Consider the following 11,762-nt stretch of genomic DNA (forward strand, 5'->3'; position numbering starts at 1 on the left):
ATGGACAGCATCGTCGTGCGCGGCAACGGGCCACTTTCCGGCCAAATCCCAATCGCGGGGGCAAAAAACGCCTGTCTCGCGCTGATGCCGGCCACGCTCCTGAGCGATGAGCCGCTGACTCTGACCAACGCGCCGCGCCTGTCGGATATCCGCACGATGACCGAATTGCTGGCGAGCCTCGGCGCAGAAGTGACCGCGCTGCAGGAGGGCAAGGTTCTGGCGACCTCGTGTCACGGCGAGATCAACCCGGTCGCGGATTATGAAATCGTGCGCAAGATGCGCGCCTCGAATCTGGTGCTCGGGCCGCTCTTGGCGCGTCTGGGCCATGCGGTCGTGTCGCTGCCCGGCGGCTGTGCGATCGGTGCGCGCCCGATGGATATCCATGTCGATGCGCTCGCAGCGCTCGGCGCGGAGATCGAACTAAAGGACGGCTATCTGCATGCTGAAGCGAAGGGCGGGCTGAAAGGCGCCACCCACGAGATGCGCTTCGCGTCCGTTGGCGCGACCGAGAATTTCCTGATGGCCGCCTCGCTCGCAAAGGGCACCTCGGTGCTGAAGAATGCTGCCCGCGAGCCGGAAATCGTAGATCTGGCGAAATGCCTGCGCGCGATGGGCGCGCAGATTGAGGGCGACGGCACCTCCGAGATCGTGATCGAGGGCAAGGACCGTTTGCACGGCGCGACTCACCCGGTCGTGGCGGATCGGATCGAGCTCGGCACCTATATGCTCGCACCCGCGATCTGCGGCGGCGAGGTGGAGTGCCTGGGCGGTCGAATCGATCTGCTGGAGAGCTTCTGCGAGAAACTCGATGCGGCGGGCATCTCGGTCGAGCAGACCCATACCGGCCTCAAGGTCGCGCGCAAGAATGGCCGCATCCGCGCGGTGGATGTGACGACCGAGCCTTTCCCCGGCTTCCCGACCGACCTGCAGGCGCAGATGATGGCGCTTCTTTGCACCGCCGAGGGCACCAGCGTTCTGGAAGAGAAGATTTTCGAGAATCGCTTCATGCACGCGCCCGAACTGGTGCGGATGGGGGCGAGTATAGACGTCCATGGCGGTCATGCGACGGTCCACGGCGTCGAGAAGCTCAAAGGGGCGCCCGTGATGGCGACCGACCTGCGCGCCTCTGTGTCGCTGATCCTCGCCGGGTTGGCCGCTGAGGGTGAGACCGTCGTCAGCCGTGTCTATCACCTCGATCGTGGCTACGAGCGCGTCGAGGAGAAACTGGCGGGCGTCGGTGCGCATATCGAGCGCGTGAAAGCGAGTTGATCGGCTGGCAATTCCCGCCGTCTTCCCCATATCGAATGCAGAGGTGACCCAATGACCCGTGATGCGAAATTCGAAGATGGTGGCGAAGGCGCGATCGCGCTGCGCGCCGAGACCAAGGATGACCTCCCCGTTATCGCGGCGCTGGTGCAGGACGCCGTGCTCCCGATCACCGAGATCGCCTGGGAGGCGAAATCCCGGCGTCTCGCGCTGCTGATCAACCGCTTCCGCTGGGAAGACAAGGCACAGGCCGAGGCCGAGAAGCGCCCCTATGAGCGGGTGCGGTCGCTGCTGGTGATCTCTGATGTCACCCATGTTTCGAGCATGGGGATCGATCGTTCGGATCGCGACGTGGTGCTCTCGATCCTCGATATCACCTTTGAAGAGACCGAAGACGGCGCGGGTCGCGTGACCCTGACGTTGGCGGGCGATGGCGCGCTGGCGGCGGATGTCGAATGTCTTGATGTCGACCTGCGCGACGTCGAGCGTCCCTATCGCGCGCCTTCCGGCAAGGTGCCGCATCATCCCGAGTAAGCCGCGTTTTGCCGCCGGGGATGCCTCCGGCGGGGATATTTTCGCCAAGTCGAAGTGGAATTGCCCTTGCGGGCAGGGTCGTGCTTGCGGGGCAGGGCGGGAGTCTCTAATCCGAAGAGCGGAATAGGAGACTGTCGATGCCGCACTTTCTGGACACGCGCGAAGAGGGCTTTGAGGCCCGGTTTGTCGAACTTCTGGGGATGAAGCGCGAGGACAGCCCCGATGTGGATGCTGTCGTGGCCGATATCATCGCGGATATCCGCAAGCGGGGCGATGCGGCACTGATCGAGCTGACCGCCAAATTCGACCGTTTGGAGCTGACGTCCGAGACGCTGGCGTTTTCTCCCGAAGAGATCGAGGCCGAGGTCGCCAAGGTGCCCGCCGAAGAGCGCGCAGCGCTGGAACTGGCGGCCGAGCGTATCCGCGCCTATCACGAGCGCCAGATGCCGCATGACGCGCGTTGGATCGACGCGAGCGGGGCGGAGCTAGGCTGGCGCTGGGGGCCGGTCTCGGCGGCGGGGCTCTATGTGCCCGGCGGGCTGGCGAGCTATCCCTCTTCGGTGCTGATGAACGCGATCCCGGCGAAGGTCGCCGGTGTGGAGCGGTTGGTCGTGGCGTGCCCGACGCCGGGTGGGGCGGTGAACCCGCTGGTGCTGCTGGCTGCGCAACTGGCAGGCGTCGATACGGTCTATCGGATGGGCGGCGCGCAGGCGATTGCCGCGATGGCCTATGGGACCGAGACGGTCACGGCGGTCGACAAGATCACCGGGCCGGGCAACGCCTTCGTGGCGGCGGCCAAGCGGCGTGTCTTTGGGCGCGTGGGCATCGACATGATCGCGGGGCCGTCGGAAATCCTCGTGATCGCGGATGGCACGGGCGATCCGGACTGGATTGCGCTCGACCTGATGAGCCAGGCGGAGCATGACGAGAGTGCGCAGGCGATCCTGATCACCACAGACGAGGCTTTCGGCAAGGCGGTCGTCGCGGCGGTCGAGAAACGGCTCGAGACGCTGGAGCGCCGTGCGATTGCAGGCGCGAGCTGGCGCGACTTCGGGGCGGTGATCGTGGCGCGCGATCTGATGGAAGCGGCCGAGCTGTCGAACCGGGTAGCCCCCGAGCATCTGGAGCTTTGCGTCGCCGATCCCGATTGGCTGTCCGAGGCGATCACCCATGCCGGCGCGATCTTCCTTGGCGCCTACACACCCGAAGCGATCGGCGATTACATTGGCGGGCCGAACCACGTTCTGCCTACGGCGCGCTCGGCGCGGTTCTCCTCGGGCCTGTCGGTGATGGATTTCATCAAGCGCACGACCATGGCGAAGATGACGCCCGGCGCGCTGAAGGCGATCGGGCCTTCGGCGGAGATTCTGGCGAAATCGGAAAGCCTCGAGGCGCATGGGCTGTCGGTGCGTGCGCGGCTCGATGCGCTCAATGACGAAGGGGAGGGGTGATGGCCCGGATCTCGCATATCCAGCTGGACACGGGCGGTCTGCCCGCGCCCTCGCCCGAGATCGAGCAGGAGCGCAAGGTCGCGATCTATGATCTGCTCGAGGATAACAGCTTCAACATTCCGGGCCGCGACGGGCAGCCTGCACCGGACGGGCCGTTCGCGCTGACGCTTGGCGTGCGCGACCGGCGGCTGGTTTTCGACACCGAAACCGAGAGCGGTGCGAAAGTGGCGGAGTTTCATCTGTCCTTCGGCCCGTTCCGGCAGGCGGTGAAGGATTACTTTCAGATCTGCGAGAGCTATTTCGAGGCGGTCAAGAAACTGCCGCCCAGCCAGATCGAGGCGATCGACATGGCCCGGCGCGGCATCCATAACGAAGGCGCGCGCATCTTGCAGGAACGCCTTGAAGGCAAGGCCGAGATCGATATCGACACGGCGCGGCGCCTCTTCACCCTCGTTGCCGTTCTCGCCCCGAGGTAAACGGATGGGCGAGATCCCCAACTCCGTTCTTTTTGCGTGCGATCATAATTCCACGCGCTCCCCGATGGCCGAGGGGATGATGAAGAAATTCTACGGCACCGAATGCTACGTGCAGTCGGTGGGCGTGAAAGCCGATCTGGAGATCGACGGGTTCACCATCGCGGTGATGGCCGAGATCGGCGTCAATCTGGAGCGTCACCGCGCGCGCTCTTTCACCGAGCTGCAGGAATGGGGCGACGATCTGTCGGCCTTCGATCTGGTGATCGCGCTCTCGCCTGCCTCGCAGCGTCAGGCGCTGGAGCTGACGCGGTTCTTCCATCTCGACGTGGAATATTGGCCGATCCTCGATCCGACCGGGATCGGCGAGACGCGGGAGGCCAAGCTCGCCGCCTATCGCGACACCCGCGACCAGATCCGCCGCCATCTCATCGAACGTTTCGGAGAGCCGACCGTCTGATCAGCCGCCAGACTGTGCAGGCTGCGTGCCAAGTCGGTCCAGATTCGCCTCGATCCAATGCGCGAGCTCGAAATAGCGGATCGCGATCGCCTCTCCTGCCTCGGTCAGGCAATAGTCCACGCGCGGCGGCACCTCGCCATGATCGCGCCGCGAGATCAGCCCATCCGCTTCGAGCACCTGCAAGGTCTGAGCCAGCATCCGCTCGGAAATGCCGCCAATCCTGCGACGCAGCTCGGAAAAGCGCAGCCGCCCGTCGCGCAGCGCGACCAGAACCAGCCCACCCCAGCGCGAACTGACATGCGACAGGATCATGCGCGAGGGACAATCGGCATTGAACACATCGGCGACGGGCAGTGCAGGGTCGGTCTGTTGCATAATGCGGAGGCTCCTGTGCGGGGCTGCTGAACACTTACCAAAATGTAGGTACTTCCTTTTGCGCAGTAAAGAGCGCAGCTTTCCCGTCAGCGAAAGACAAAAGGAGGTCGCCATGACCATCGCCGTTACCGGAGCCACCGGCCATCTTGGCCAACTCACCCTTGCCGCACTGGCCGCGCGCGGCGCGACCGACGTGATCGGGCTGGCACGCAGCCCTGAAAAGCTGACGGGCGCCGCGCGTCGGTTCGACTATTCGGACCCGAGCAGTTTCGACGCGCTGGCAGGTGTCGACACGCTGATCCTGATCTCATCGAGCGAGGTCGGCCAGCGCGCGCCGCAGCATCGCAACGTGATCGAGGCCGCCAAGGCGCATGGGGTCGGCCATATCCTTTATACGTCGCTGCTGCATGCCGACCGCTCGAAAATGAAACTGGCCGAGGAGCACGTGGCGACCGAGGCGGTGCTGGCGGCATCGGGGCTGAGCCATACGCTGCTGCGCAATGGCTGGTATGGCGAGAATTACGAAAGTGCGATCGGCTATGCTGCGCAGTCGGGCACGATCGCCGGGGCGTCGGGCGCAGGCCGGATCGCGGCAGCGGCGCGCGCGGATTTCGCCGAGGCGCTGGCCGCCGTGGCGCTCGATCCCGGCCTGCAGGGCAAGACCTATGAGCTGGCAGGCGATGCGGGGTTCACCCTCGACGAGCTGGCCACCGAGATCGCCGCGCAGGCCGGTCGCGCGGTCGAGGTCTCGCACCTCTCCGAGGCTGAGTATCGCGCGTTGCTCGAGACGATGGGCCTGCCCGGCCCCTTCGCCGCGATCATCGCGGATTCGGATGCGCAGGCCGCCAGTGGCGCGCTGTTCGATGACAGCCACGACCTGTCGCGGCTGATCGGCCACCCGACCACGCCGCTGGCCGGGATCGTGCGCGCCGCATTGGGGTGACCCGCGCCGGCGCCTATGACCGCGTTTGACGCGGCGTGTGGCGCGTGGCACTCAAGGCCAGACAGCATTACGGAGAATGGCCATGCCGCGCGCCCGCACTCTCGACACGATCAGCCGCTATTACGATGCCTTCAACGCAGGCGATACGGCAGGGATGGAGGCCCAGCTGGGCGAGCCCTTCGCGCATCATGTGAACGAAGGGAAGATCCGCCACGGGATCGAGGCATTCCGCGAATTCAACAAGCATATGAGCCGCTGCTATCGCGAGCAACTGACCGATATGGTCATCATGGCCAATGACTCAGGCACCCGGGCGGCGGCGGAGTTCATCGTGAACGGTGTCTATCTGGAGACCGATGACGGTCTGCCCGAGGCGCATGGGCAAAGCTATGTCCTGCCGGCGGGGGCGTTCTTCACGCTCGACGAGGGCAAGATCACCCGCGTCGTCACCTATTACAACCTCGCCGACTGGATCGCGCAGGTCTCGTGATGGAGGTGCGGCGGCTGACCGGAGAGGCGCTGGATGCAGCGCTCGATGACGTGGCGCGGCTGCGGATCGCGGTGTTTCGGGACTGGCCGTATATCTATGACGGATCGCTGGAATATGAGCGGCGCTACATCCAAAGCTACCGGGAAAGCGATGCGGCAGTGGTCGTGGGCGCGTTCGACGGGGCGACGCTGGTGGGCGCGGCCACGGGCACGCCGCTGGAAGATCACGCGGGCGATTTCGCCGCACCGTTCGCAAGCACCGGGTTGAAGCTTCAGGACGTGTTCTACTGTGCCGAGTCGGTCCTTCTGCCCGACTATCGCGGGCAGGGCCTCGGGCACGCCTTCTTTGACCACCGTGAGGCCCATGCGCGCGAGCTGGGGCGCAGCCATTCGGTCTTCTGCTCGGTGATCCGGCCCGACGATCATCCGCTTAAACCTGCGGATTACCGCCCGCTCGACGGGTTCTGGCGCAAACGGGGCTACGCGCCGATGGAGGGCGTGATCGCGCGGTTCAAATGGACCGATCTGGGCGAGGATCAGCAGACCGAGAAGGCGCTGCAATTCTGGGGACGCACGCTGTGAGCCGCGAGGTGATGATCGCGGCGGCGGCCTATCCGCTCGACTGGTTCGAGGACTGGGCGGGCTACACGGCGAAGGTTGCGGCTTGGGTGACTGAGGCCGCAGGGCAGAGCGCGCAGCTTCTGGTCTTTCCCGAATACGGCGCGATGGAGCTGGCGAGCCTCGGCGGCGCCGAGGTCGCGGGCGATCTGGAAGCCGCGCTGGTCCATGTAGCGGGCTTGCGGGCGGATATGGAGCGGCTGTTCGCAGGTCTCGCGGCGGAGCATGACGTGCATATTCTCGCCCCCTCCGGACCCTTCATCGACGGCACCAAGCGTGTGAACCGGGCGAGCCTGATCGGCCCCGGCGGACTGATCGGACATCAGGACAAGGCGATCATGACGCGGTTCGAGCGCGAGATCTGGCATGTCGATGCGGGCGAGGGGCTGGTGCTCTTCGACACGGCGCTCGGCAAGTTCGGCGTCACGATCTGCTACGACAGCGAATTCCCCCTGCTGGCGCACGCGCTGGCCGAGGCGGGGGCGGAGATTATCCTCGTGCCGTCCTGCACCGACACGCTCGCGGGCTATAACCGGGTGCGGATCGGTGCGATGGCTAGGGCGCTGGAAAACCAATGCGTGACCGTGCAGGCACCCACCGTGGGCGATGCGCTCTGGTGTCCGGCTATTGATGAGAACCGCGGCACGGCTGCGATTTTCGCGCCACCCGACGGGCTCTGGCCGGAAAGCGGGATCGTGGCCGAAGGGGCGCCCGACTCACCCGGCTGGACCTTCGCGACGGTGGACTTGGATCGCGTCGCGCAAAGCCGCACCGCAGGAACTGTTTTGCCCTTCAAACATTGGTCCGAGCAGTCCGAAGCGGCCCAAATAATCCGGATCGCCTCGGAAAACCCCGCCCAGCCTTGACATTCCACTTGAATTTCGCGGCTTACGAGCGCATTTAAACGCTCGCCCGCAGATGACGCGGGTAACCAATTATGGAGTGACCATGGCCAAGGAAGAAATGCTCGAATTTCCCGGTGTCGTGAAGGAACTCCTGCCTAACGCGACGTTTCGGGTCGAGCTGGAAAACGGCCATGAGATCATCGCGCATATGGCAGGCAAGATGCGTAAGAACCGCATCCGTGTTCTGGCAGGCGACAAGGTTCAGGTGGAAATGAACACCTACGACCTCACGAAGGGTCGTATCAACTACCGCTTCAAGTGAAGCTGATCCTCGGCTCGGCGAGCCCGCGACGGCGAGAGCTTCTGGCCCAGCTCGGGCTGGAGCCTTTTGACGTGCGCCCCGCCGATATCGACGAGACGCCGTTCAAGGGCGAGGCCGCGCGCGACTATGTCGCTCGCATGGCCCGCGAGAAAGCGATGGCGCTCGATGTGGCCGAAGACGAGGTGCTGCTGAGCGCCGATACAACGGTGACCTGCGGGCGCCGTATCTTGGGTAAACCCGAAGACGAGAAAGAAGCGGCGGAGTTTCTCTGGCTGCTGTCCGGACGTCGGCACCATGTGTTCACCGCGGTGGCGATGCGCACGGCGCAGGGTCTGCGCGAGCGGCTCGTCGATACGGTGGTGAAGTTCAAGCCGCTCAGCGACGAGGACGTGAACGGCTATCTCGCCTCGGGCGAGTGGCACGGCAAGGCGGGTGGCTACGCGATCCAGGGACGTGGCGGCGCTTTCGTCCCGTGGATCCAAGGCTCGTTCACCGCAGTCGTGGGATTGCCGCTCGCAGAAACCGCAAACCTGCTCGCAAGCGCGGGCATTCGAGGGGACGTATAATGCAGGGGCGCGTGGTTCTGCTGGACGAGATTGCCGATCGCGAAGCGGCGGCGCTGATGGTCGATGGGCAGCTCGAAGACCTGATTATCGACACCTCGGAGGAGATCAGCTTCGCCCCCGGCGCGATCCTGCGCGGCACGATCGGCCGCCAGATGAAAGGGCAGGGCGGCGTCTTCGTCGATCTGCCCGAAGGCACGCGTGGCTTTCTGAAAGAGGTGAAGGGGCTCGCCCCCGGCCAGACCGTGATCTGTATGGTCTCTGGCGGCACCGAGCCCGGCAAGGCGCTGCCGGTGACGCTGCGCGTGCTGTTCAAATCGCGCTACGCCATCGTCACCCCCGGCGCGCCGGGCATCAACGTTTCGCGCCGGATCCATGAAGAGGATCTGCGCGCCGATCTGCAGGCAGCAGCCGAGGCGGTAATGGAAGGCTCGGACATGGGCGTGATCCTGCGCTCTGCCGCGGCCCATGTGCCGCTCGAAGAAGTGGCTGAGGATGTCGCCGCAATGCGCGAGCTGGCCGAGGCCGTGACTAACGATACTGAAGGCGGGCCGGAGCTTCTCGTCGATGCGCCCGATCCGCATGAAGAAGCCTGGCGCGACTGGGCCGAACCCCTGCCCGACGAGGTGATCGAGGGCGGGTTCGACGACCACGGCGTCACCGACGCGATCGAAGCGCTACTGCATCCGCGCGTCGACCTGCCGGGCGGGGCACATCTGATGATCGAGCCGACCCGCGCCCTGATTGCTGTCGACGTCAATACCGGCAACGACACGACGCCCGCCGCAGCGCTCAAGGCGAATATCGCCGCGGCCCGCGAATTGCCCCGGCAGCTGCGCTTGCGCGGCCTTGGAGGCCAGGTCGTGATCGACTTCGCCCCGATGCCCAAGCGCGACCGTCAGGCCCTCGAACAGCAGCTGCGTCGCGCCGTCAAAGGCGAGCCCGAGACCTCGCTTGCAGGCTGGACGCCGCTGGGTAATTTCGAGATGCAACGCAAGCGCGACCGCGTCCCGCTCGCGCGCCTTCTGCGGGGCCAAAACAGGGAGGCGAAATGAGCTGTCCGATCTGCGGCAAGGATGCCGACCCGAAATATCGCCCCTTCTGCTCCAAGCGTTGCGCCGACGTCGATCTGGCGCGCTGGCTGAACGGTTCCTACGTCATTCCCGGCGATATCGCCGAGGAAGAAGAGCGCGCGCCGACCGGTCCCGCAGGTGATGATACGCCCCCCGGCAAGCCGCACTGAGACGTTTCGCAAGTTCGCGTAAATTTCTGCGAAATCCCTCTGGACACCCCCCGCGCCCTCGTCTAGTAACCGCCCCACCAAGACCGAAAGGTCGCAGTGCCCGGATAGCTCAGTTGGTAGAGCAGCGGATTGAAAATTCGCGTGTCGGTGGTTCGAGTCCGCCTCCGGGCACCATCTCACCCCCGAAATGGCTCGGTGAGAGAACGACAAGCATCTGAAATCGCTCTGATTTTAATCCCCTGACCAATTCGGGGCATTTGGAGCGTAGACCATGTCGAAGACCAAATCGGTTCCCTTCACCTTCCGGAAAGACGGATACTACTACTTCACTCGTCGAGTCCCATCGGACCTTAGAGGCCACTATCAATCCACTCGTGTTGTCGAAGCCTTACGGACCAGCTCAGCCTCAGTTGCACGGGTAAGGGCTATGGTGGCAGCCTCTAAGCTGGATGAGTTTTGGTCGCGGTTACGTATCGCTTCTCCAGATGTCCCCGGTCGGCAGTTCCTCAGAGATCAGTTTGGTGGTGGTGCATTGGCGTCGACTGGACGTGTAGTGTCTGTGTCCGCAGATCAAAGCGGAGATGATACTCCTCTGCTGTCCGAAGCCGTTGCTAACTATATTCGGGTAAAAGGACATGGCCGAGGAAAGGCGTTCAAGGCTGCGGCAGAACGTTCCTGTGGCTACCTGATTGATGTCTCGGGGGAGAAGTCTATCGCAGCCTATACCCGCTCAGATGCACTCAAATTGCGGGATTTTCTTCTGAGCAAGGGGCTAACGGGTTCCAGCATTACACGGGTGTTTGGTAGTGTTCGTTCGGTATTCAACCTGAATATCAGCGAGTTGGCACTTGATCTGCGCAACCCATTTACGGGCGTGTATTACGACAGATCCCAGGGCGTGAAGGATCGGCAGACTATCCCGGTGGATGTTGTGCTGAAGTTGCAGATTTTGTGCCGCAATATGGACGATGAGAAACGCTGGCTGATGGCAATGGTCTCAGACACAGGAGCGAGACTGGCAGAAATAGCTGGTTTGGCTCGGGAAGACATCAAGCTGTCTGACCCAGTTCCTCATCTCGTCATTCGGGCGCATCCGTGGCGATCTTTGAAGACGCAGGGCAGTGCTCGGCTGGTGCCGCTTGTTGGGGCTGCGCTATGGGCTGCTCAGCGCGTCTGTGAAGCCCCTGATGGTGGCTGCCATGCTTTTCCAGGCTACAACAAGGCATCGACGACGAATGCCAATTCGGCCAGTGCGGCCTTGAATAAGTGGATCAGAACCCAGACTAAACAGAGTTACTCAATGCACGGGTTCAGACATGCAATGCGGGACAGGTTGAGGGCGATAGAATGCCCTGCTGATGTCGTTGATCAGATTGGGGGATGGACGACAGACGGAGTAGGGCACAGCTATGGCCAAGGATATCCGCTTGAGGTGATGCGTCGTTGGATGCTGGAGCTTTCAGCGATACCGTGAAATCGGACTTCTGACAGGAGCGACATGGTCTACGCTCCAAATGCCCCGAATTGGTCAGGGGATTAAAATCAGAGCGATTTCAGATGCTTGTCGTTCTCTCACCGAGCCATTTCGGGGGTGAGATGGTGCCCGGAGGCTGTCCGGATTTACCGTTCATCTCCCGTTACAGGCACCGACAAGCAGCTAACGCCCTTGTTTTATTGGATACGACAAGGTCGAGTTTGGATCAAGCGGGCGTATTCTGGTCTACTATTCGGTCAACTCGGCGGTGGTCCTGATAGTAGCTTTCTGTCCTGCCCCGCAGTCATCCATAACGAGTGCCCTGACGCGATGTCCTCAAGAATCTGTAAACGCAGCTAGGGGGGGCAGGCAGGGGCCAGACGGGGTGCCACAGGTCTGTGTGTATCGGCTTTGACGGAGATCGGGTCTGAGGAGTTTGGAAACCACATATGGCTGAGAGAGTAGCAGGAGGCTTATGGTCAAGATTGATGTTGAGCCGCCATCAGAGCTGCGTGACTTTTGGATATTATTATGTTATAATAGTAGCTTAGCATGCTTCATGGGTTTCCGCATTAAAAAAACGTCTCAGTAATGGACAAGCAGCTAAGGTTTGGTTGGAGTAAGGTGGATTTGATGGTTAATGAAAGTGTTTCAAGATTGGTTCACGAGAGTGATGGTGCGGTTGTCGATCTCTTTCGTTCTCGTC

15 protein-coding genes and 1 tRNA gene are annotated in these 11,762 nt (G+C 63.0%); 15 read left to right on the plus strand and 1 reads right to left on the minus strand.

The genetic code is table 11. The annotated features are described in order from the left end of the window. The 5 genes from murA (at position 1) to ACZ7GB_RS15345 (ending at position 4,184) form a co-directional block, all read left to right on the plus strand. On the plus strand, positions 1–1,269 hold the full coding sequence (murA, locus tag ACZ7GB_RS15325) for a UDP-N-acetylglucosamine 1-carboxyvinyltransferase (protein ID WP_472159359.1): 1,269 nt from the start codon (positions 1–3) through the stop codon (positions 1,267–1,269). A 51-nt stretch (positions 1,270–1,320) separates the two neighbouring features. Beyond that, on the plus strand, positions 1,321–1,800 hold the full coding sequence (locus tag ACZ7GB_RS15330) for a DUF2948 family protein (protein ID WP_078601966.1): 480 nt from the start codon (positions 1,321–1,323) through the stop codon (positions 1,798–1,800). A gap of 137 nt (positions 1,801–1,937) precedes the next feature. Continuing rightward, entirely contained in the window at positions 1,938–3,251 is a 1,314-nt protein-coding gene (hisD, locus tag ACZ7GB_RS15335) for a histidinol dehydrogenase (RefSeq protein WP_472159361.1), read from the plus strand. Further along, complete coding sequence (locus ACZ7GB_RS15340) at positions 3,251–3,727, plus strand: UPF0262 family protein (protein ID WP_152845178.1); 477 nt, start codon at positions 3,251–3,253, stop codon at positions 3,725–3,727. Before hisD ends, ACZ7GB_RS15340 begins: the two co-directional genes overlap by 1 nt. Before the next feature lie 4 nt (positions 3,728–3,731). Beyond that, positions 3,732–4,184, plus strand: coding sequence for an arsenate-mycothiol transferase ArsC (locus tag ACZ7GB_RS15345; protein ID WP_078604260.1), 453 nt, complete (start codon positions 3,732–3,734; stop codon positions 4,182–4,184). On the opposite strand, the gene ACZ7GB_RS15350 is transcribed toward ACZ7GB_RS15345, so the two are convergent. After that, the gene (locus ACZ7GB_RS15350; protein WP_472159363.1) at positions 4,185–4,559 is read right to left on the minus strand and encodes a winged helix-turn-helix transcriptional regulator; all 375 of its coding nucleotides are present in this window, start codon (positions 4,557–4,559) and stop codon (positions 4,185–4,187) included. 112 nt (positions 4,560–4,671) lie between these two features. Between ACZ7GB_RS15350 and ACZ7GB_RS15355 the strand changes: the two genes are divergently transcribed. The 10 genes from ACZ7GB_RS15355 (at position 4,672) to ACZ7GB_RS15400 (ending at position 11,056) form a co-directional block, all read left to right on the plus strand. Beyond that, positions 4,672–5,502 (plus strand): NAD(P)H-binding protein, encoded by an 831-nt coding sequence (locus ACZ7GB_RS15355; protein ID WP_472159365.1) that lies wholly within the window; start codon positions 4,672–4,674, stop codon positions 5,500–5,502. Between the two features lie 82 nt (positions 5,503–5,584). Continuing rightward, a complete protein-coding gene (locus ACZ7GB_RS15360; protein ID WP_078521731.1) occupies positions 5,585–5,992 on the plus strand; it encodes a ketosteroid isomerase-related protein in 408 nt (135 codons plus the stop codon). Further along, positions 5,992–6,573, plus strand: a complete 582-nt coding sequence (locus ACZ7GB_RS15365; RefSeq protein ID WP_472159366.1) for a GNAT family N-acetyltransferase — start codon at positions 5,992–5,994, stop codon at positions 6,571–6,573. Before ACZ7GB_RS15360 ends, ACZ7GB_RS15365 begins: the two co-directional genes overlap by 1 nt. Before the next feature lie 8 nt (positions 6,574–6,581). After that, on the plus strand, positions 6,582–7,475 hold the full coding sequence (locus ACZ7GB_RS15370; RefSeq protein ID WP_472159375.1) for a carbon-nitrogen hydrolase family protein: 894 nt from the start codon (positions 6,582–6,584) through the stop codon (positions 7,473–7,475). Positions 7,476–7,557: 82 nt separating this feature from the next. Further along, positions 7,558–7,776 carry a translation initiation factor IF-1 gene (gene infA, locus ACZ7GB_RS15375; protein ID WP_010397442.1) on the plus strand — a complete coding sequence of 73 codons (219 nt, stop codon included), beginning with the start codon at positions 7,558–7,560 and terminating at the stop codon, positions 7,774–7,776. Further along, positions 7,773–8,342 carry a Maf family protein gene (locus ACZ7GB_RS15380; protein WP_472159368.1) on the plus strand — a complete coding sequence of 190 codons (570 nt, stop codon included), beginning with the start codon at positions 7,773–7,775 and terminating at the stop codon, positions 8,340–8,342. Before infA ends, ACZ7GB_RS15380 begins: the two co-directional genes overlap by 4 nt. Then, positions 8,342–9,394 (plus strand): ribonuclease E/G, encoded by a 1,053-nt coding sequence (locus ACZ7GB_RS15385; RefSeq protein WP_472159370.1) that lies wholly within the window; start codon positions 8,342–8,344, stop codon positions 9,392–9,394. The genes ACZ7GB_RS15380 and ACZ7GB_RS15385 overlap by 1 nt, the downstream gene beginning before the upstream one ends. After that, entirely contained in the window at positions 9,391–9,582 is a 192-nt protein-coding gene (locus ACZ7GB_RS15390) for a DNA gyrase inhibitor YacG (RefSeq protein ID WP_078545394.1), read from the plus strand. The genes ACZ7GB_RS15385 and ACZ7GB_RS15390 overlap by 4 nt, the downstream gene beginning before the upstream one ends. Positions 9,583–9,680: 98 nt before the next feature. Next, positions 9,681–9,756: transfer RNA gene (locus ACZ7GB_RS15395), tRNA-Phe, on the plus strand. A 97-nt stretch (positions 9,757–9,853) separates the two neighbouring features. Next, positions 9,854–11,056, plus strand: coding sequence for a DUF6538 domain-containing protein (locus ACZ7GB_RS15400; RefSeq protein WP_472159372.1), 1,203 nt, complete (start codon positions 9,854–9,856; stop codon positions 11,054–11,056). Positions 11,057–11,762 lie beyond the last annotated feature (706 nt).

Source organism: Thioclava sp. PTB-PU3-1 (assembly GCF_055666785.1).

Coding starts and splice junctions, on each gene's coding strand:
- murA (WP_472159359.1), top strand. CDS start 1: ATGGACAGCATCGTCGTGCGCGGCAACGGGCCACTTTCCGGCCAAATC.
- ACZ7GB_RS15330 (WP_078601966.1), top strand. CDS start 1,321: ATGACCCGTGATGCGAAATTCGAAGATGGTGGCGAAGGCGCGATCGCG.
- hisD (WP_472159361.1), top strand. CDS start 1,938: ATGCCGCACTTTCTGGACACGCGCGAAGAGGGCTTTGAGGCCCGGTTT.
- ACZ7GB_RS15340 (WP_152845178.1), top strand. CDS start 3,251: ATGGCCCGGATCTCGCATATCCAGCTGGACACGGGCGGTCTGCCCGCG.
- ACZ7GB_RS15345 (WP_078604260.1), top strand. CDS start 3,732: ATGGGCGAGATCCCCAACTCCGTTCTTTTTGCGTGCGATCATAATTCC.
- ACZ7GB_RS15350 (WP_472159363.1), bottom strand. CDS start 4,559: ATGCAACAGACCGACCCTGCACTGCCCGTCGCCGATGTGTTCAATGCC.
- ACZ7GB_RS15355 (WP_472159365.1), top strand. CDS start 4,672: ATGACCATCGCCGTTACCGGAGCCACCGGCCATCTTGGCCAACTCACC.
- ACZ7GB_RS15360 (WP_078521731.1), top strand. CDS start 5,585: ATGCCGCGCGCCCGCACTCTCGACACGATCAGCCGCTATTACGATGCC.
- ACZ7GB_RS15365 (WP_472159366.1), top strand. CDS start 5,992: ATGGAGGTGCGGCGGCTGACCGGAGAGGCGCTGGATGCAGCGCTCGAT.
- infA (WP_010397442.1), top strand. CDS start 7,558: ATGGCCAAGGAAGAAATGCTCGAATTTCCCGGTGTCGTGAAGGAACTC.
- ACZ7GB_RS15385 (WP_472159370.1), top strand. CDS start 8,342: ATGCAGGGGCGCGTGGTTCTGCTGGACGAGATTGCCGATCGCGAAGCG.
- ACZ7GB_RS15390 (WP_078545394.1), top strand. CDS start 9,391: ATGAGCTGTCCGATCTGCGGCAAGGATGCCGACCCGAAATATCGCCCC.
- ACZ7GB_RS15400 (WP_472159372.1), top strand. CDS start 9,854: ATGTCGAAGACCAAATCGGTTCCCTTCACCTTCCGGAAAGACGGATAC.